The sequence below is a fragment of the Polaribacter sejongensis genome (assembly GCF_038024065.1).
Classification (GTDB): Bacteria; Bacteroidota; Bacteroidia; order Flavobacteriales; family Flavobacteriaceae; genus Polaribacter; species Polaribacter sejongensis.
The window spans coordinates 1088921-1107237 of the sequence record NZ_CP150667.1; the positions used below are offsets into that span (position 1 = coordinate 1088921).

At 29.6% G+C, this 18317-nt stretch carries 19 protein-coding genes; 4 read left to right on the forward strand and 15 right to left on the reverse strand.

Annotation, left to right across the window (positions count from 1 at the left end; genetic code table 11):
• Positions 1–32 precede the first annotated feature (32 nt).
• The 4 genes from WHD08_RS04405 to folD all read left to right on the forward strand — a co-directional run bounded on the left by WHD08_RS04405 (position 33) and on the right by folD (position 3520).
• The gene (locus tag WHD08_RS04405) at positions 33–575 is read left to right on the forward strand and encodes a DinB family protein (RefSeq protein ID WP_208889083.1); all 543 of its coding nucleotides are present in this window, start codon (positions 33–35) and stop codon (positions 573–575) included.
• Positions 576–809: 234 nt separating this feature from the next.
• Positions 810–2138 (forward strand): signal recognition particle protein, encoded by a 1329-nt coding sequence (gene ffh, locus WHD08_RS04410; RefSeq protein WP_208889082.1) that lies wholly within the window; start codon positions 810–812, stop codon positions 2136–2138.
• Positions 2139–2180: 42 nt separating this feature from the next.
• Positions 2181–2552 (forward strand): four helix bundle protein, encoded by a 372-nt coding sequence (locus tag WHD08_RS04415; RefSeq protein ID WP_165733416.1) that lies wholly within the window; start codon positions 2181–2183, stop codon positions 2550–2552.
• Positions 2553–2644: 92 nt separating this feature from the next.
• Positions 2645–3520: a bifunctional methylenetetrahydrofolate dehydrogenase/methenyltetrahydrofolate cyclohydrolase FolD gene (gene folD, locus WHD08_RS04420; RefSeq protein ID WP_208889081.1), complete on the forward strand. Its 876-nt coding sequence runs from the start codon at positions 2645–2647 to the stop codon at positions 3518–3520.
• Positions 3521–3589: 69 nt separating this feature from the next.
• Here folD and WHD08_RS04425 read toward each other — a convergent pair whose 3' ends face one another.
• From WHD08_RS04425 to WHD08_RS04495, 15 genes are all read right to left on the reverse strand, one after another.
• Positions 3590–4606 carry an AI-2E family transporter gene (locus WHD08_RS04425; protein WP_208889080.1) on the reverse strand — a complete coding sequence of 339 codons (1017 nt, stop codon included), beginning with the start codon at positions 4604–4606 and terminating at the stop codon, positions 3590–3592.
• Between the two features lie 80 nt (positions 4607–4686).
• Positions 4687–5055 (reverse strand): cupin domain-containing protein, encoded by a 369-nt coding sequence (locus tag WHD08_RS04430; RefSeq protein ID WP_208889079.1) that lies wholly within the window; start codon positions 5053–5055, stop codon positions 4687–4689.
• Positions 5056–5267: 212 nt separating this feature from the next.
• Positions 5268–5834: a hypothetical protein gene (locus WHD08_RS04435; RefSeq protein ID WP_165733420.1), complete on the reverse strand. Its 567-nt coding sequence runs from the start codon at positions 5832–5834 to the stop codon at positions 5268–5270.
• A gap of 41 nt (positions 5835–5875) precedes the next feature.
• Positions 5876–7426, reverse strand: coding sequence for a helicase HerA-like domain-containing protein (locus tag WHD08_RS04440; RefSeq protein WP_208889078.1), 1551 nt, complete (start codon positions 7424–7426; stop codon positions 5876–5878).
• 70 nt (positions 7427–7496) lie between these two features.
• Positions 7497–9584, reverse strand: a complete 2088-nt coding sequence (locus WHD08_RS04445; RefSeq protein WP_208889077.1) for a lipocalin family protein — start codon at positions 9582–9584, stop codon at positions 7497–7499.
• 113 nt (positions 9585–9697) lie between these two features.
• A complete protein-coding gene (locus WHD08_RS04450) occupies positions 9698–10876 on the reverse strand; it encodes a winged helix-turn-helix domain-containing protein (RefSeq protein WP_208889076.1) in 1179 nt (392 codons plus the stop codon).
• A 44-nt stretch (positions 10877–10920) separates the two neighbouring features.
• The gene (locus WHD08_RS04455; RefSeq protein WP_208889075.1) at positions 10921–11925 is read right to left on the reverse strand and encodes a DHH family phosphoesterase; all 1005 of its coding nucleotides are present in this window, start codon (positions 11923–11925) and stop codon (positions 10921–10923) included.
• A 155-nt stretch (positions 11926–12080) separates the two neighbouring features.
• On the reverse strand, positions 12081–12785 hold the full coding sequence (locus WHD08_RS04460; protein ID WP_208889074.1) for a M949_RS01915 family surface polysaccharide biosynthesis protein: 705 nt from the start codon (positions 12783–12785) through the stop codon (positions 12081–12083).
• 104 nt (positions 12786–12889) lie between these two features.
• Positions 12890–14098: a tyrosine--tRNA ligase gene (gene tyrS / locus WHD08_RS04465; protein WP_208889073.1), complete on the reverse strand. Its 1209-nt coding sequence runs from the start codon at positions 14096–14098 to the stop codon at positions 12890–12892.
• Positions 14099–14598: 500 nt separating this feature from the next.
• Positions 14599–14976, reverse strand: a complete 378-nt coding sequence (locus WHD08_RS04470) for a VF530 family protein (protein ID WP_340833837.1) — start codon at positions 14974–14976, stop codon at positions 14599–14601.
• Between the two features lie 147 nt (positions 14977–15123).
• Positions 15124–15879: a LytR/AlgR family response regulator transcription factor gene (locus WHD08_RS04475; RefSeq protein WP_208889072.1), complete on the reverse strand. Its 756-nt coding sequence runs from the start codon at positions 15877–15879 to the stop codon at positions 15124–15126.
• 137 nt (positions 15880–16016) lie between these two features.
• Positions 16017–16328: a 2TM domain-containing protein gene (locus WHD08_RS04480; protein ID WP_208889071.1), complete on the reverse strand. Its 312-nt coding sequence runs from the start codon at positions 16326–16328 to the stop codon at positions 16017–16019.
• A 5-nt stretch (positions 16329–16333) separates the two neighbouring features.
• Positions 16334–16618, reverse strand: a complete 285-nt coding sequence (locus WHD08_RS04485) for a 2TM domain-containing protein (protein WP_208889070.1) — start codon at positions 16616–16618, stop codon at positions 16334–16336.
• Between the two features lie 2 nt (positions 16619–16620).
• Entirely contained in the window at positions 16621–16944 is a 324-nt protein-coding gene (locus WHD08_RS04490; protein ID WP_208889069.1) for a 2TM domain-containing protein, read from the reverse strand.
• Positions 16944–18305 carry a 2TM domain-containing protein gene (locus tag WHD08_RS04495; RefSeq protein WP_208889068.1) on the reverse strand — a complete coding sequence of 454 codons (1362 nt, stop codon included), beginning with the start codon at positions 18303–18305 and terminating at the stop codon, positions 16944–16946. Before WHD08_RS04495 ends, WHD08_RS04490 begins: the two co-directional genes overlap by 1 nt.
• Positions 18306–18317 lie beyond the last annotated feature (12 nt).

Below are 18317 nucleotides of genomic sequence, written 5' to 3' on the forward strand. Positions count from 1 at the left end.
TTTTTGTATCTTACTTACATAATTTATTATTGATGGAAAAAGAGGAAATTGCAGATTTATTAGAAGAAAATCACAATACTTTATTTAAATGGTTAGAAGATCAACCAAATGAAAACTGGGAAAAAGGCCCCGATGGAAAATGGACTGTAGGACAACAAATATTGCATTTAGTAAACAGCTTACAACTTTTAAATAACGCTTTAAGTTATCCTCGCTTTTTTTTTAAATACAAATTTGGGTTGTGTAATAGAGAACCTAGAGATTACAAAACGATTGTAAGTAAGTACTGTCAAGAATTAGTTGACAATAAAGATAAAACAAAGAAATACAATCAAAAGTTAAAAAAACCATTACTGAAAGATAGAGAACGTCTATTAACAAAACTGCAAATACAGAGTAAAAAACTACAATTTAAAATCAAAAAAATTAGTGATGTTAATTTAGACACGTTGGTACTTCCGCATCCTTTAATGGGTAAAATGACTATTAGAGAAATTATTATGTGGACAGCATATCACACAGAACATCATACCAAAATATTAATAATGAATTATGGTGAAGAGACTTATTGCTAACCTCACTGGGGTATAAACTATCCAATTTTACTTCGTGATAAAAATAAAATCACAAGTTTTAAATTCATATTATTCAATATTTTAATAAGAAACTTCGTTTTTACTTAACCTATTTACCTTTAATTGATCTCAAATCAATTAATAAATATCTTTAACCACATATTTTCTAATTCTGATTCAATAAAAAACTATTCTAATTCATATATTTGTGCTTCCTAAAAAAGAAGACGAATTATGTTTAATAATTTAAGCGATAAATTAGATAAAGCTTTACACACCTTAAAAGGTCATGGTAAAATTACAGAGGTAAATGTTGCAGAAACATTAAAAGAAGTTAGAAGAGCGTTGTTAGACGCCGATGTTAACTTTAAAATTGCCAAAGATTTTACTAAAAGAGTTCAATCCAAAGCTTTAGGGCAAGACGTATTAACTACGTTAAACCCAGGGCAATTAATGGTAAAGTTAGTTAAAGATGAACTAACAGAATTAATGGGTGGAGAAACTGTAGGTGTTAATTTAGGTGGTTCGCCAACTGTAATTTTAATGTCTGGTTTACAAGGTTCTGGTAAAACTACTTTTTCAGGAAAATTAGCTAACTTTCTTAAGGATAAAAAATCTAAACAAGTTTTATTAGTTGGTTGTGATGTTTATAGACCTGCTGCAATAAATCAATTACAAGTTGTTGGAGAACAAATTGGTGTTGAGGTGTATGCAGAAGTTGGAAACAACAATCCTGTTGAAATTTCACAAAACGCAATAAAACATGCAAAAGCAAACGGTAAAAACGTAGTTATTATTGATACTGCTGGTCGTTTAGCTGTGGATACAGAAATGATGAATGAAATTTCTAACATTCATAAAGCTGTAAGTCCACAAGAAACTTTATTTGTAGTAGATTCTATGACAGGGCAAGATGCAGTAAATACTGCAAAAGCTTTTAATGATATCTTAAATTTTGATGGAGTTGTTCTTACAAAATTAGATGGAGATACTCGTGGTGGAGCTGCATTGTCTATTAAATCTGTTGTTGATAAACCTATTAAGTTTATTGGTACTGGAGAAAAAATGGATGCAATAGATGTATTCCATCCAGATAGAATGGCTGATCGTATTTTAGGGATGGGAGATGTTGTTTCTTTAGTAGAAAGAGCACAAGACCAATACGATGAAGAAGAAGCTAGAAAATTACAGAAAAAGATTGCTAAAAATCAATTTGGTTTTGATGACTTTTTAAGTCAGATTCAACAAATCAAAAAAATGGGTAGCATGAAAGATTTAGTTGGTATGATTCCTGGTGCTGGTAAAGCAATGAAAGATGTAGATATAGATGATGATGCTTTTAAAGGTATCGAAGCTATTATTCATTCTATGACGCCAGAAGAAAGAAGTACACCAACAACAATAAATGCCAGTAGAAAAAAGAGAATTGCAAAAGGTTCTGGAACTTCGGTTAATGAAGTTAATCAATTAATGAAGCAATTTAACCAAATGAGTAAAATGATGAAGATGATGCAAGGCGGCGGCGGCAAAAAGATGATGCAAATGATGAAAGGAATGAAGTAATTTTTTTAGTCTCAGTTTTCAGTAACAGTTCACAGTAAAATTATGGATTTTAAAGAATTATTGGCTTATAAAAAGGCATTTGATTTATCAATGAAAATCTTTGAATTGTCTAAATCTTTTCCAAAAGAAGAAAAATATTCATTAACAGATCAAGTAAGAAGAAGTTCACGCTCTGTTTGTGCAAATATTGCTGAAGCCTATAGAAAAAGAAGATATCCGAAACATTTTATAAGTAAACTTACAGATTCTGATGGTGAAAATTCAGAAACAAATACTTGGTTAGATTTTGCATTAGCTTGTAAATATATTTCCGATAATGATCACAATAATTTTTCTAATCAAAGTAAAGAGATTGGGAAATTAATAAATTATATGATTAATAATCCAGGTAAATTTGGAGTTGAAATTAATTAAATTAAAGAAAATAAATATTTGCCGTTAAATTTACAGCGTACAAACTGTGACTGAAAACTGCGACTGAATACTGAATACTGAATACTGAAAATATGATTTTATTAGACGGAAAAAAAACATCTGCAGACATTAAAGAAGAAATTGCTTTAGAAGTAAGAGATTTAAAAAGTAAAGGAGCTGATACGCCTCATTTAGCAGCGATAATCGTTGGAGACGACGGTGCAAGTATCACTTATGTGAATGCAAAAGTAAAAGCTTGTGAGCTTGTTGGTTTCGAATCTACTTTAATTAGATTACCAGATGATACTAACGAAGAAGATTTATTAAATGAAATTGCTATTTTAAATATTGATAAAGATATTGATGGTTTTATTGTTCAACTTCCGTTACCAAAACACATAGATGAGCAAAAAATATTAATGGCTATAAACCCTGATAAGGACGTAGACGGCTTTCATCCAACGAACGTTGGAAAAATGGCTTTAAATTTACCTACTTTTATCTCTGCAACTCCTTTTGGAATTTTAGAGCTATTAGAAAGATATAAAGTTGAAACTTCAGGAAAACACGTAGTTGTTTTAGGTAGAAGTCATATTGTTGGTAGCCCAATGAGTATTTTATTATCGCAAAAAAGAAAGGTTGGTAACGCAACGGTAACAATGTGCCATAGTAGAACTAAAAACTTAAAAGAAATAACCTTACAAGCAGATATTATTATTGCTGCAATTGGTATTCCTGAGTTTTTAAAAGCAGATATGATAAAAGACCATGTTACTGTAATTGATGTTGGTATTACTCGTTTAGAAGATGCTACTAAAAAAAGTGGATTTAGATTGGTTGGAGATGTCGCTTTTGATGAAGTTTCTAAAAAATCTGATTTTATTACTCCTGTTCCTGGTGGAGTTGGTCCAATGACTATTGCCATGTTATTAAAAAACACATTATTAGCTTGCCAAAGAAAAAGCTAATTTTTTATAAGGTATAAAAAAAAGCGATGCATTAAATGCATCGCTTTTTTTTGCTTAAAATTGTATTAATTAAATATTATTTTCTGCAAATTCTTTTCTGTAAATTTTTACAATTACTAAAAATAAACTGATTAATAATGGCCCGAAAATTAAACCAATAAACCCAAATAAAGGTACCCCAACAATAACACCAATTAAGGTAATTAAAGGGTGTACATCATCTAATTTTTTTAATACCAAAAGCCTTATAATATTATCTGTAGAACCAACCACAACTATCCCATAAATTAAGATTCCCCAAGCAGCAACACTGTCTCCAGAAGCTAACGTTAAAATAAAAACAGGTAATATACCTACAAAGGTTCCTATAAAAGGAATCATAGAACCTACTGTAACAATTGTAAACCAAAAGAATGGGTTATTGATATCGAAAATTAGAAAACCTATTAATGCAATAATACCTTGTGCAATAGCTACTAAAGGAATTCCTATGGTATTAGAACGAACCATAGACTTCGCTTCAGATCCTATTATCTTTAAATTCACTTCGTTTATTGGTAGATATTTGTATAAAGATTGTCTTAAGATTTTTTCATTTACCAACATAAAGTATAATAAGAAGTACATTAAACCAATGGATATAAATATATTAAAGGTACTACCTACAAAACCTTGTAAGTTATCTGTTATCCAACTAGACACTTCTTCCGCGTCTATACTATCTGTAAAATTATAACCTACTTTACTTTCTAAAGAAGTCATTTGTGTTTTAAACTTTGATACAACCTCTTCTGAATTTCCAACTACATCACGCACTTTATTTGCCAACATTAATAAAATACCCGAAATTGGTAAAAGTATACCTATAAAGGAAACTACGATTAAAAAAGCTGCGGCAATATTTGGTTTCCAATTTTTATTAACCAAAAAAAGCATTGCTTTTCTTAATAAAACAAAAATAGTTATTGCCCCTAAAACACCTGATAAGTATGGGATTAACTCCCTGAAAATTAGAATTAAAATAAATAAAATAAGTAATAAAACAAATATTTGTCTTATTATTCTTGGTGCAATAGTATCTTTCATAGTTAGTAGTTTATCGCAATTTAGGAATAATGTAATGTTAATATTATAACAATCAATTTAGAAATTAACACAAATGTAATTTAGACCTCTTCTCTATGTACCAAATCTATAGAAAAAGCAGGCAAACAAACTGCCATATATTCACATGGTTCTATAAAAGGATTTGAATATTGAACTCTCGTATTTTTTTCTATTTTAATAGATTCTCCAGCAGATAAAATAATAGTTTCTCCATCTATTATAAATTGTTTTTTTCCTTTGATAATGTACGTGTATTCTTCAAATTCTGGCGTTTGAAAAGGTTCACTCCAACCAGAAGGCGCAATCATGTGTGCAATACTTATTTGAGAGTTTCCATCGGTTGCTTGTCCGAAATGTTCTTCTATTACTTTACCGTCTGTGGTTGGAACCACAAAGGGTGCTTTTTGAATGGTATATTTTTTCTTCATAAATATTGGTTTTGCGAAAGCGATTGAAACGGCATCCTTTTTATGTAAAAACTCCTATTTAATAAATATAACAAAATATTATTTATTAAATAGGAGTTTTTAAAATATCAATTTATTTCTACATAAAAAGATATAGCCTTTCGACTTCGCTCAAGATAAATTTCAAGCGCGGTTTTGTTAAAAAAATAAAGCGACAAAATTTGCCCTAAAATTTAATTAAACCAAACGATAAAAGATTTCATTTTTGCTAAATCTGGAATTTGCTCTTTTGTTACTTTTTGAGTAATCAATTCTTTTAGACCTAACTCTTCTTTATCTATAGCAACTGTTGCATTTAAGTCGTTTAAAAAAAGCGTTGCAGACGTTAAAGTAGTCTCTATTCTGTTAATATTGTTATTGGCATTTATTTCTGAGAAACTAGAATTTAAATTAATTCCAGATGCAGTTGTATAACGCACATCATTAATTTCTATACTTTTTATGGTAGAAGTAGAATCTAATTGTTGTTTTGGCAAAATTGTAAGTAACAACTTTCCTCCTTTTTCAAAAATAAAATATTCATCGTCTTCTTGAAAATAATTATCTCCTTGTGCACCTTCACTTAAATTTTTAACAATAGAATCGTTTTTAAAAATAGTACTTAATTCTTTTATTGTAGTTGTGGTTGTAAGCGCGCCAACTTTACCTTTTTCTATTTTAAATTTACTAGTATTATCACAGCTAATTACAAATAGTGAAAATGCGATTGCAATAATTGGAAGGATATTTTTTTTAATCATTATAGTATGTTTGTTATTTAAATGTTCTTTTTATTTATTTCTTATTTTAATACTTTTTTTAAGATACCAAATGCCGCTCTAATAAAAGTTGCACTTGTTAATACTTTTATTAACGGGTTTTGTGCCGTACTTCTGCGTCTGGTAGTACTTCTAGCTGCTCTTTCTTCTCTTATTCTTTCCTTCTCTCTTGCTTTTGCTATTTTTACTCTTTCCTTTTCATCGGCTTCTGCAATATTAACCTTTTCTATCTTTTCATTCAACAATTCGTACGCACTTTCTCTATCTAAATTTTCGTTGTATTTATAAAAAAGACGTGAGTTATTAATTACGCTTTTTAACTCTTTATCAGTTAGAACATCCATTCTACTCATTGGCGCACGTAACATAGTTCTTGCCAAAGGAGTTGGAATTCCTTTTTCGTTTAAAACGGATACAAATGCTTCTCCAATTCCTAATTGTGTTAAAACTTCTTTGGTATCATAATACTCTGAAGAAGGATAATTTTCTGCCGCCAGCTTAATAGCTTTTCTATCTTTTGCAGTAAATGCTCTTAACGCATGTTGAATTTTTAAACCTAATTGTGCTAAAATATCTTCTGGCACATCTTTAGGGTTTTGCGTAACAAAATACAATCCGATTCCTTTAGAACGAATTAATTTTACAATACTTTCTATCTGATTTAATAAAGCCTTAGAAGCTTCTTCAAACACCAAATGTGCTTCGTCAATAAAAATAATTAACTCTGGTTTGTCACTATCTCCTTGCTCTGGAAAAGTTTCATACACCTCAGCTAATAATTGCAACATAAATGTTGAAAACAACTTAGGCTTGTCTTGAATATCTGTTAAACGCAATACAGAAATAATTCCTTTTCCGTCTTCATCTACTCTTGTTAAATCTTCTACTTCAAAAGATCTTTCTCCAAAGAATAAATCTCCGCCTTGTTGTTCTATTTCTACAATTTTACGTAAAATTGCTCCAGTAGATGAAGATGAAATTCGTCCATATTCAGCTTGAATTTCTTCTTTACCTTCATTGGTAACATATTGTAAAACTTTTTTGAAATCTTTAATATCTAAAAGAGCAAATTTATTGTCATCACAATACTTAAAAATGATGGCAACAATTCCGCTTTGAGTTTCTGTTAAGTCTAAAATTCTTGATAATAAAACAGGTCCGAATTCTGAAATCGTAGCACGCATTCTTGTTCCGTCTTGTTCAGAAATGGTTAAAACTTCTATAGGAAATTTTTGTGCCGTAAACGGAAAACCAATTTTTGCATGACGTTCGTCAATTTTTGGATGATCTGCTCCTGGTTGTGCCAAGCCAGATAAATCACCTTTAATATCCATTAACAAAACCGGAACTCCTTTTTCAGATAAGTTTTCAGCTAAAATCTGTAGCGTTTTGGTTTTTCCTGTTCCTGTAGCTCCAGCAATTAAACCGTGTCTATTTAAAGTTTTTAAAGGTACTTTTACAATGGCATCTGTAATGGTTTCTTCACCTAACATGGCGGCACCTAATGCTATAAAATCACCTTTTGTTTTGTAACCATTATTTATGTACTCGAAAAACTCTTCTTTCTGACTCATTTAAAACTAAATTTCGATAAAAATAATCAAAGTTTAAGAGTTTAAAAATTATTTAAAGAGTTTGTTTTACTTATTTGATAATTTCTACAAACATATCTGCTACATTGCCATTATAACCATCATAATAAGAATCTCTAGGAAAACCAGAAGACAGACTAATGATGTTTCCAAAATTATCTTCTGTAACATATAGCGGAAATCCTTTCGTGGCAATTGTTCTAAAATTTTTATTTAAAATGCTATACACTATAATTTCTTTTTTGAAATTTTTATGATTATCATAAACTTCTGGATCATTATTTGTCCCGTAAATTTCAGTGCCATTTTTACTAAAATTTGATGTAACTATTGGAGTAGAATAAGTTACCGTTTTAGAAAAGTCATCTAAAGAATAAACCGTATTTCTTTTTTTGTTTAGTAAATAAGAACTTCTTGTATTTACTGATACATCACTATTATACTTGAATTTTAAAGGAATTTCTTTTATTCCATTATTCGTAATTTCTCCGGCATCACTAATGCTGTAATGTATTGCTCTACCCTCGTTATTATGACTTAAAAAGAAGTTGTTTTTATCTAATTTTGTAATTTCATAATTCTGACCTCCTTGATGATCGGGGAAATGTGGTTTTTTATCAATTTGTACAAATTGATCTCCATCTCTTTTGTAAGTAAAAACATCATCACTGTCAGATAAAACCCAGATATTATCATCAAAATAATCAAAACTACCCATTGCCCTATAGGATGCAGCTAAAGAATATTTATAATTTAAGGTTTCTGCGTCGTAAATAAAAAGGTCATCACTTTGAGAAAAAACTAGTTCTTTTCCATTTTCTGAATTAATTAATTTCATTTCCACTTCCGTGTACGACGTTGGTAGTTTAAAAGCTTCTGCAGTTATTTCTTGCTTGATATAATCATATTTTACCAATCGCGGCTCGTTTTTGGTATTTCTTAAATAAAAGAAAAAAGATTGATCTTCAGCATCAAAACTTAAATATTTAATATAATCAACGTCTAACAATTCTGGTCTTGTAAAAGCTGTTTCTACAATAGATTTCTCATCATTTAAGTTACTAATATTTCCAAATATATTGTACACATAAATGGAGTAAATAGGGTTATTTACATACGGTGGATTCGTATCTGTAAAAGTAGTGGTATTGATATCTGTAATAATTTTAACGCTTTCTATCTTAGGTGCAGAATTTTCATTCTGATCTTGCACTCTTATCTCATAATGAGAAAAATAATAACCAGAATATTTTTCCCAAGATAAAGAAATCTCATTTTCAATTACTTCGGCATTTTTAAAAAGAACATTTTCTGGAAATATAAATTCAGGGTTTATATATCTAGGATCACTTTCTCCCAAAAGACCTTTGTTTGTGTAAATTTTTAAGAAATAACACGCTTCGCTATTAGGCAAAGGTTCTTCATCTATAAAAGTATTTAAATTACCATCTGTAATTGTCTTTAATAAAGTAGCTGAATCTATATTACAATCTTTACCACTTCTATAAATCTCGTACTTTTCAAACATATTGTATCCGTCATAAGCGTCCCAACCAAATTCTATGTGATTTTCAAAAGGTTCTTCATGTTTTCTCTCAAAAGTAGAAGAATACAAATCTGTTTCATTTGGCGCAAGATATTGATAGGCTGTAAAAGTAAACTCCTCTTTAATAGCGTCTCCATCTGTGTCTAAACTGGCAATGAAAACAAAATTATCTTTGCTTAAGTTTACAATTTTTATAATATCCGAATTGCTATTATCGATAGTACTTAACGTAATTATGCCATTATTTAAAGTCCATTTTAATTTATTTTGTACGGGCTGACAAGTAAAAGATTCTTGATACAGAAATTCTTCATAAGTACCAGAACTATTGTAAATAAAAAAATCTCTACCACACTCTTCAGTTGTTGCAGGTACAGAAGCTTCATTTCCATTAGATGCTACTTTATAAATAGACCAAGCACCCGCTAAATCTTCTATTTTAGCATCTTTTTGTATAATTTCTTCCTCGTTAAATAAATCATCATCGGTACTATTACAAGAAAATAATATTGTTAGAAAAGAAACCACTACTAACAGATTAAAAATTCTTTTTGTTATGCCTTTTCTATTAACAAACTCGTAATGTTGCATCATGTTTATATAATTTTTGATAAAAATAATCAAAGTTTTATTGAACGTAAATAATTCTTTGAACTAGTTTTGAAAAAGATTAAAATCAACCTCAAGAAAATAATCGTTGATATTTGCTAAAAAATAGATTTAATGGTATTTAATAATGAGCTTGGTGTTGTTTTATGTACTTCTACACCTGAACAATTATTAAAACTTTTGAACGCCTCTATCTCTTTAATAAAAGCTGCTTTAAAAGATTCATTAAAAGAAAAGTTTTCTTCAAAAAATAAATGATGAATATGAAGCGTAGCACTTTTTTTATCTGCCTTACAATCCATTCTTGCTACTAATTTACCATCCCAAAGAATTGGTAATGAAAAATAACCATACTTCCGTTTTACAGCTGGAGTATAACATTCTATTTTGTAATCAAAATTAAATAAGTGCTGTATGCGTTTACGCTGAATCAATAAATTATCAAAAGGAGAAAGAATTTTCAGTTGACTATTCATTGGCTTACTTAACAAACTCAAAGCATTAGGCAAGGCGTAATATATTTGTCCGTTAACATGCACTTCTAGTAATTCATTGTTAGAAGACATCTCCTTCAATTTAGAAGAAACAAGTGTTTTGGTGTTTTTAAGTAAATATGCCATTTCACTTGCTTGACCAATACCATTAGCTCTTAGATAACTTGTAATTAAAAACCGAATATGTTCTTGTTGAGTAGGGCATTTCGCATCAATATTCTCTGGTAAAACACGTTCCGTAAGGTCATATACTTTATGAAAATTCTGACGACTGGAAATCATCAAATCTCCTTGCATAAACAAATTCTCTAAAGCTTGTTTTGCTGGTTTACTTTCCCATTCCCCAACTTTAGCTGTATGAGCAAAATCCTTTGCCATTAAAGGACCTTCGTTATCTATGCGTTTTAGTATAGCATCCATGAGTTTCGCATCTTTCTGAAACCAATGACTTTGTTCGTTCTTTAGAATGGCATGTTTACGGGGAAGTGAATATTTAAAGTCTCGAATTGGCAGATATGCTGCCGCATGCGACCAATATTCGAAAACCTGTTTGGTTTCAATTAATGTATCAATATCAGAAAGTTGATATTCTGGATTCCTATTCCATAACGTATGATGATGGGCACGTTGAATAACCGAAATAGTATCTATCTGCAAATAACCAAGATGTTCAATACAGGCAAGTGTATTAGCTAATGATGTACCTTTTAACTTACCAGGAAAAACACGTTGAGAAAGCAAGACTATCTTTTGGGCTTCTATTGGTGAAAGTATTTCTTTCATGCAGAGTCTTGTATTTATTTTTAACCTATTTTACAAGACTATTCTTACTGTTTTTGAAAATATTCCGGAATCAATCCTTTTAATTTTTCTAAAGTTTCATCAACAGTTAAATCACTCATTCCTCCAGAAGCATTTGCATGTCCTCCACCGTTAAAATGTTCTTTTGCTAACATATTAACCGGATTTTCTGCTCCTTTAGAACGGAAAGAAATTTTCATAATTCCGTCTCTTTCTGTAAATACAATAGCTGCTTTCATCCCTTTTATAGATAAAACTAAATTTGCTAAACTATCTGTATCTCCTTTCTTATAGTGATATTTTGCAAGTTCTTCTTTAGATAAAGAAATAATAGCAACGTTATAATCGTATAAAATTTCTAATTTTTCACTCATTGCATATCCTTGCAAACGCAAACGAGTTTCTGTATTATTATCGCTTAATTTTTCGTGAATTAAATGATGCTCTACTCCTGCTGCTAAAATCTTACCTAAAACCTCGTGTGTTCTTGGTTTTACAGAATTGAATCTAAAACTCCCTGTATCTGTTAAAATACCTAAATATAAAGGTGTTCCTATTTTTTCGTCTAACAATTCTAAATGACCAGACTCTTCAATTAAATCTACAATTAATTGTGATGTTGATGATGCTGTCGTTTCTGAAACTGTAATTGTAGGAAATTCTTCCGGATTTAAATGATGATCTATCATTATTTTCTTGCAAGTTGCTGCTTCTAACAGTTCTTGCATTTCTGGTCCTACTCTATTGGTTGCATTGTAATCTAAACAGAAAATTAAATCTGCATTTTGCATTTGTGCTGTTACTTCTTCTGGATTTTCTTCCATTAAAATAATAGCAGAAGTATCTAACCAATATAAAAAATCTGGTGCTTTATCTGGATGACAAACCACAGCCTTCTTACCTAATTTTTCAATAAAATAAAGCAAACCTAAAGATGAACCGATTGAGTCTCCGTCTGCAGATTTATGTGCTGTAATAACAATATTTGATGCCGCTAAAATTTCTGCCTCTATTTCTTTATAAATATTCATGTAATGTGTTTTTGTAATTGCCATTTATAATCGCAATTGTATCTTTTTAAGAAGCTGTAAAGTTAAGTTTATTATTGTGGAGCGTAAAAACGAATCTAGTTTTTATTATAAATACATTACTTTTTATTTTCTTAATTCTATTTTAAAAATTTGCACTAAGATTCATCAAGTATTAGTTTCTTACTCTTCATGTTATTTTGCCATTTATAAGGGAAAATTCCAAAATTATTTTCCTCTATATTATTCATTATTTCTTTTACTTTTAATTGAATTTTATAAGGTAACATATAAAAACCAGCATCTACTTTTGCAATTCTTTCATAATCTGAAATTCCATTTTGATGTCTTATTACAACCTTTTTTCCTTTATTATAAACTACTATCTTAACCCGACCATCACTAAAATCATTTAAGCCTTTTGTACCATACACAATTATCGGATCAATAATTCCATTAGCATCAACATCACTTAAATTAATAAATTTGGTCCAAAATGAAATTGAAAACTCTTCTGACACTTCATTTCCATTTGGAAGTATAAAATCATTTAAATTCCATTTTAGATTATAGTTATTATTTTTATAATCTATACAATATGCTTTTATAGCCTTATTACAATTAATATACTCATTACCACACTTTGTTTCTTTTAGCGTTAAGACTAAATAGTGTTTTCCTAAATTATCATTAAACTCATAAACTTTATTTATAGAATATTCTATTTTAAGCTTATTTTTAAGGTCTTCAGAAAAAATAGTATCTACTTCTTGTGCAGATAATTTTTTACTATAAACTGATTTATTTTGCGCAAAACTTATGTTTGAGCATAGAAATAAAAGTATTAATAAGGTTCTTTTCATATCTATAAAGTAATTATTGTTTTAAACTAGTTGTAAAAATACTAGTCTACTTTTAAACATAACCCAAAACAATAATTAATTTAGCTCTTAAATATCTAACAATCTTATTCTTTTAATTCATAAAATGCTCTTTTCCCTATTTTTACTTTCATACCGTCCTTGATAACAATTTCCGCATAAACCTCTTTATTTTTTACGCTATCAATTTGTACAGCTCCACTTTCAATTAACCTTCGTAAAGCAGATTTAGAAAGTCCTTTTTTAAGGTGAACACATAAGTTTATTAAACTAATTGTATTTTCTTTATGTTGAAAATCTTTAATGAAAACAGATTTAAATTCTTTTTCTTCTAATTTTTTACTTTGAAATTGACTTGCAAAGTATTCTTCTGCTTCTTCTGCTTGATTGCTACTATGGTATTGGGTAATGATGTTTTTAGCAATTAGCTTTTTTATTTCCATCGGATTTTCTCCGCTAGCTAACTTATTTTTAATAGCCTCTTTTTCTCTTAAAGAAAAATCTGTTGTTAATTGTAAAAACTCTTCTATCAAACTATCTGGAATAGACATTGTCTTACCAAACATTTCGTTAGGTTCATCTGTAATCCCTATAATATTGTGCAGAGATTTACTCATTTTCTCTTTACCATCTAGACCTTTTAGTAATGGCATACACATTACTATTTGTGGACTCATTTCAAAAGTTTCTTGTAACTTTCTCCCCATAGTACAATTAAAAAGTTGGTCTGTACCACCCATTTCTATGTCCGCTTTAATTTCTACAGAATCAAATCCTTGAAGTATCGGGTACACTAATTCATGCATTGCAATTGGCGTATTTTCCGTAAACCTTTTATTAAAGTCGTTTCTATGCATTAACTGCGCAACGGTAACTTTAGATAAAATCTGAATAACCTCTGTAAATGATAGTTTGTCTAACCATTCTGAGTTAAAAACGATTTTAACTTTATCAACATCTATAACTTTAGATAATTGATTAATGTAGGTTTCTGCATTGTGCTGCACCTCTTCTAAAGATAAAGGTTTTCTACTTTTATTTTTCCCTGTAGGATCTCCTATTCGAGCAGTAAAATTTCCAACCAAAATTACAATTTGGTGACCTAGATCTTGAAACTCTTTTAACTTCTTTAAAACAACAGCATGACCCAAATGTAAGTCTGGTGCTGTCGGATCAAAACCAAGCTTAATTATTAGCTTTCGGTTCTCTTTTTTTGCTAATTCTAATTTTTCTTCCAGTCCGTTTTGAGGAAGAATAATTTCTACATTTTCTTTTAACTTATTAATTGTTTCCATATTTTTTTAAATAAAAAAAGCCCGAGCAAATGCTCGGGCTTTATAGTTATGTTATATTGTTATTTATTATCAGATTTTACTTGAAGTATATACATAGCCATTCCGAGCAGTTATTATTTGATAATAATAAGTGCTGAAAAAAGGAAGGCGTAATATGTTGTTCAATCTTTTCATTTCGACTGCAAATATATGTTTAATTTCCTTAATATGTCAATTGTCATTTCGAAATGAGCTTTTTCAGCGATTGAGAAATCTTATCAAAATAACTGAGAGTATGATTCCTCCTCATTCTTCGTTCGGAATGACAATCGTTAAAACTTTAAAACACAAAAAACTGACTGCGTCAGTCAATCCAGTTTTTAAAATCTTTTACACGTTCTCCGCTCACAATAATTTCACTTTCAGAATAAGAGTTTAAAATTAATTTTAAATGAGAATTAGAATATACAATAATATCTTTTGTAGTTTTTTTTTACATTGAAAACCCTTTTACTTTTTCACTATTCAATTTGGTTCTTTTTCTCTTCTAGCATCTCCAAATAAACGTCCTCAACATGTTCTCGAGCCCAAGTTGTTCTTCTTAAAAACCCGAGACTTGATTTCATAGTAGGGTTATTTTTGAAACAACGAATATTTACACGTTCCCCTAGATACTCCCAACCATAATGAGCAACCAGACGTTCTAAAACCTGGATTAATTTCACTCCATGAAACGGATTGTTTAATTGTTCTTCAGTGGCTTTTCTTCTTTTTCGTTTTGCAGGTTTCTCTTCAGCCAATTCTTCATTCTCTTGGGGATTGGACTCTGTATCTAAAAGTTGATTTGTTTGATTCTTTTTATCAGTCGACTCATTTTGATGATTGGTTTTCATGTGCATTGTTGGCAAATTGTATTTTTTAATCCAAATATTTTTCTAAAATCAGAATTTAAAATGTTTTTGTATTCTTAAGTTAGCAAAGTACTAGTTTTCTTCATCATTCAGAAAACAGTCCAGTTACATATTTTACTTACTTTATAATTAATACTAATCTATCCAACTCTTAAAATCCTTAACCCTATCCCTACTCACAATAATTTCACTATCAGAATAAGAATGTAAAATCAATTTTAAACGAGAATTAGAATAGGCAATAATATCTTTTATCGCATTTATGTGCACAATAAAAGTTCGGTTGACTCTAAAAAAATGTTCTGGATCTAATTGTTCTTGCCAAGTTTCTAAAGAATTATCTAGCAAGTAATTTCGGTTTTCTTTAGTATGAATATAAGTAGATTTATTTTCACTATAAAAACACTCAACCTCATCAATATTTATAATTTTTATATGCTGACCAACCTTAATCGTCAATCTCTTTTTAAACTTTCTATCTACGGGATTCACCAATAGTTTACGAATTTCATCCAAGTTTACTTGTACTTCTGTTTCTTTTGGCCGATATTCTTTAAACTTATCTACTGCAACTTTCAGTTCGTCTTCATCTAAAGGTTTTAGCAAATAATCAATACTATTTAATTTGAATGCTTTTAACGCATATTCATCATAGGCAGTAGTAAAAATAATGGCAGATTTCACTTCAATTTCTTCAAAAATTTCAAATGATAATCCGTCTGATAACTGAATATCTAAAAAAATTAAATCTGGATGTTCATTATTTTGTAACCAATTTAAAGACTCTTCTACCGAGTGCAACATTTGCTGAACATCTAAACCTAATGCTGCCAACATTCTGTTTAGCCTTCTTGCTGCAGGCTTTTCATCTTCAATTATTAATACGTTCATAAAATTGTATTTAGTGGTTTATAATATGAAAAAAGGTTAATACAAAGTATTTTCGAAAAGAGCGCAAAGCAAAAACTTCTGTGTCAAAAAACTCTGCGAAACCCTTCTTTTTCTCCGTGAATTTCTGTGTAACAACATTACTTTTCCATAAATTCTTTAATTTTCTTCTCTTCCCAATCTTTACCAAACCCAATCGATTTGAATCCGAAAACTCCCATCCAATGAAAAAACATTCCGATTCCCCAGAAAAGCCAAGTAGAATACACACCAAAATTAGTAATTGCATTATAAAAAGAATAATCACTTTGTAACAGCCCAAATATAACAACTCCACTTATAAAAATGTTAACAATAACAAATACCATTAAGTGAACATAAAAACCTTTAATAGCTTTTACACGTTTTTTAGCTTTAATATAATTTTGTTCTTTTGTAAAATCTCTTTCCATAACAGTTATTTTTGGTTCATAAATTCTTTAATTTTCTTTTCTTCCCAATCATTTCCCAAACCTAATAGCTTTAGTCCAAAAACGGACAACCAGTGAAAGAAAAGTCCTGTTCCCCAGCCACAAACAGAAAACCAAAACCAATGAAAATGAGGTTCGAATTTTAAATTCACAAAAATGATAATCGGTATTACAATACAATAAATACTTAAATGTGTGTAAAACCCTTTTATCTTTTTTAGTCTTTTCTGGGCTCTAATGTATTGTTGTTTTTGACTAATATCTGTATCCATAATTATCTTCTATAATTTTGTTCATCCATATACTTCTGAATCTTCTTTTGCTCCCAATCTTTATTCATAAACAAACTCAATCCAAAAGTATTTAAAGCCTGAAAAGCAATTCCGATTCCCCAAAAAAACCAAATTTTATAATTATGATAATTAGAAAAAGCTTCCATAAAAGTATCTCCATCATTCATGTCTCCAACTATAAAAATGGCACTTAAAAAGCTGTTTACAATAACATAAGTCGCCAAGTGTTTATAAAATTTACTAATCTTTTCAACTCTTTTCTTTGCTAAAATATATTTTTGTTCTTGTGTAAGGTCCTTTTCCATTATCTTCTGTTTTTATGCTGATTCTCCTTTTCCATCATTTCTTTTATCTTTCTTTCTTCCCAATTATTCCCTAAGAAAATATTGTAATTATTTACTTCTAAAAAGTGAAATGCCAATCCCATTCCCCATCCAAAAATTGGAAACCAAAACCAGTGAAATCCTGAAGAGAACCTTAAATTGATAAAAATTAAAAAAGGAATTACAATACAGTAAGCTGCTAAATTCTGATAAAATTCTTTCAGTTTCTCTACTCTTTCTACTGCTTTTACATATCTGCTGTTTTCTAAATCGTCGTTGTACATAATGTCGTTCATTTTATATAAGAGAGGTAAACTCACCTTAAAAGTTTTGTTATTGTTTTCTATTTTTACTCCTTTTTGAGTGATCAATCCATATCTATCCGCAATATTCTGCAACCCAACTTTGGTGCTTTTCCCTATTGCCTCTTTAGGATTTACATTGTTTTCTATAATTAAATAAGTATCTTCTTCATAAATACTAACTGTTAAAGGTTTAGACGATGAAACCACATTGTGTTTTACCGCATTTTCTAACAAAAGTTGCAAAGACAGTGGCACGATTTTTAAGTCGTTATTACTTATGGTATCCGGAATATTAAATTTCACGGCATCTTCAAAACGCATTTCTAACAATTGCATATACGTTTTTGCAAATTTCAATTCTTCTTCAATAGGCACTAAATCTTTGTTTCTTTGCTCTAAAACATATCTGTACACCTTAGATAATTTAGTTGTAAATTTTTCTGCTTGCGCAGGATTTTCGCCAATCAAACTCGTTAACACATTTAAACTATTGAACAAAAAATGTGGATCTAATTGATTTTTTAGAGACTCAAATTTTGCTGTTTCTGTTTTTGCTACAATTTCTTGTTTGGTAGTTTCTTGGGTCATGGCAGATTTCCAGTTCACCATAAAACCTTTGGCATGAAAAAAAGCAGCGACTCCTAATGAAAATATGATTGCAAATAAATGGACCCAAACTAAATATCCTTGAAAGAAGTTTTCTACTTTATACCCAAAAAGTAATATATATTGTATAAAATGAATGATTAAAACGGCAAGTATTGTATAAATTACGGTAGTTATAATTCCTGCCCAAACTCTTTTGTTAGTTTCTTTAACCCAATCCCATTTGGTATTTAGATATTCATTAATAATTCCATTTCCAAGTCCTAAAGTAAAAGAATACATTCCCGAAATTAAAAAAGTTATACCTGCACCTTTAAAACTAAATTGTTGGTTTATAATTATAAAAACGATCCCTATAACTATGGTCAATTTTGTACAAAGTATAAAATCATTTTTAATTTTATTATAAATATGGTTGGTAGGTGTCTTCATTTTGGGAAATTG